Below are 2,324 nucleotides of genomic sequence, written 5' to 3'. Positions count from 1 at the left end.
GATGGTAGTTGGGACCTTGTCCCTGTGAGAGTAGGACGTCGCCAAGCAAAAACCTAAGTCGTTTCGACTTAGGTTTTTTTGTGTTTATTTTTATTACTTAAAATATAAAGGTAAGAATTACCTTTTATAAGGGTATAGTCGAGATATAAAAGAATGTTTGTGATCTTATATAAAAAGGTTATGCAAAAAGTAGCAATCTAGCTCTTTTTGCATAACCTTTTGTGTTTTTAAAGGATTTTACATAAGAAAAAATCTATAATTAAGGTAGTTAACATATATTTTTGATGGGTGTGGGGGATTATGAAAGAAATATGCATGTTATTAGTGGCTGTTATATTATGGGGGACAGCTATTGCGCCAACAAAATGGGCGTTAGAATCTATTCAGCCGTTTACTTTGTTGTTTATTCGTCTTTTCTTTGCAGGTGGAATTTGTATGCTATTTTCATTTAAGCAACTACAAAAATCAGTTGTACATAAAAAAGTTCCATGGAAAAGAATGAGTTTGTTAGCTTTTACCGGTGTAGCTGGGTATTTTATGTTCACATCGTACGGTATTTCTTTAACAAGTGGATTACATGTTAGTATCATAGATGCTGCATTACCATTAGTTACAATTCTTTTTTCAGCAATCTTCTTGAAAGAGAAAATTCGATTGAATTATTGGATAGGAATTATATTGGGTGCTATAGGAGTACTCTTTATTACGATTCCATCTAAAAGTGCTGATCAAGAAGTGTCTTTAATAGGAGATATACTCATATTATTAAGTACTTTTCTATTTGCTTTCTACACGGTTTTGCTAAAACGACCAAAACAAGAACAGTATTTATCAAACGAGGTTTTTACAACATTAACTTTAATTATCGGAGCTGTTATTCTATTACCATTTGCACTGGTAGAAATTCTTTATTACGGTTTACCAAAGATTGAAACTTGGAAAACGGGACTTAGTGTAATATACCTTGTTATTGGAGCAACAATTTTAGCGTATTGGTTGTGGAATAAAGCGCTAGAGAGAGTTTCAGCATCAGTAAGCGGATTATATTTAAATGCATTACCATTAATAAGTATTGTTACTTCAATTATTCTATTAAATGAATCTCTGACATGGAGAGTAATAATGGGAGCAAGTTTAGTTTTAATCGGAGTAGGATGGGCGGATAAGCAAAAGTTATGTAATCTATTAAAAGGTAATAAGGTGAAGAATAGAGACTGTTAAACAGTATGATTTATATAATTGACATGTAAAAAAGATACCTTATATATGAGGTATCTTTTTTATTTAGCAAAGATAATAAACTAAAATTAGTATGGATATTCTTTGCTGTATTTATATGTGTCGAAATCATTTTGAAATATTGTTTGAACAAGTTGTATACATTCAGTATCATAAAAGCTTTCAAAAGTTGGATGACGGGGAAATAAAGGATCAGTAATATCGCCTTCGCTAAAATTCCCTTTATAAATCATGGCGGGAGTTTGATGATGCCATGATGTTGAGAACTCATTTATTGGTGCGTTTTTTAATTCGAAACGCTTTTCTAATTCTTTTATTTCCTGATCAAAGTTTTCTAAGTATATATAATTGGTGACATATTCTTCTTCACCAGCTATATATTGTTGTGTGAAATGTGGGTTAATATCACTTGCGTGAGCCCCTTTCATAAATAGATAGTATAGAAATTGTTTAAATGAGATCCCTTTGGGGGAATTTTCATCTTGATATAAAAACTTTCGGATGGGTTTCCATTCGGGATTTTCCATATAAGGAGGTCCAATTAAGGATACGAAAGAACTGACTGCTCTCCTATAAGGGTTACGAACAAGTTTAAACGTTTCTTTTTGTTTTTCTCGCAACGCTACTCCTAGTCGTACACTATAAGCAGGTGTACTTTTGTATATATCATATTCATAATTATGAATGAAAGGACTATAACTTAGAGCTGTTTGCAATAAATCAATCTGGTAAAAGAACCAATTGGCAAGAGAAGTGCAACCGCTTTTTTGACTCCAAAATAGAATGATGGGAAACTTCCTATGATAGTGTGGGCTTCTTGAATGGGCGCTTATGGTGTTTAATAAAGAAGGATCGAACAAGTTCTACACTCCTTTCAGTTATTTTACTGATATGTATGAGGAATAAAGAGGGGGTATGAGAGTCTTTTTCATCTTTTTTTAAAAAATGAAAGATTAATATTGACTATTATTATATAGAGGTGTAATATAGGACAAGTCGCCGATGACATTAACGTCGCAAGCGACAAACGAAATAAAAAACTTAGTTGACATTAACTAACGAAGATGTTAACATAAGGAAGTCGC

General features: G+C 32.3%; 2 protein-coding genes. One reads left to right on the top strand and one right to left on the bottom strand.

Features of this window, described 5'->3' with window-relative positions; translation table 11 throughout:
* Positions 1 to 300 precede the first annotated feature (300 nt).
* A complete protein-coding gene (locus tag BUA87_RS29750) occupies positions 301 to 1,221 on the top strand; it encodes a DMT family transporter (RefSeq protein ID WP_000658283.1) in 921 nt (306 codons plus the stop codon).
* 86 nt (positions 1,222 to 1,307) lie between these two features.
* On the opposite strand, the gene BUA87_RS29745 is transcribed toward BUA87_RS29750, so the two are convergent.
* The gene (locus BUA87_RS29745; RefSeq protein ID WP_072941983.1) at positions 1,308 to 2,099 is read right to left on the bottom strand and encodes a sulfotransferase family 2 domain-containing protein; all 792 of its coding nucleotides are present in this window, start codon (positions 2,097 to 2,099) and stop codon (positions 1,308 to 1,310) included.
* Between the last annotated feature and the right edge of the window lie 225 nt (positions 2,100 to 2,324).

The sequence above is a fragment of the Bacillus sp. bc15 genome, assembly GCF_900142585.1.
GTDB lineage: Bacteria > Bacillota > Bacilli > Bacillales > Bacillaceae_G > Bacillus_A > Bacillus_A cereus.
The sequence above is the reverse complement of the archived record's forward strand: the minus strand, read 5'-3'. Positions and strand labels throughout refer to the sequence as shown.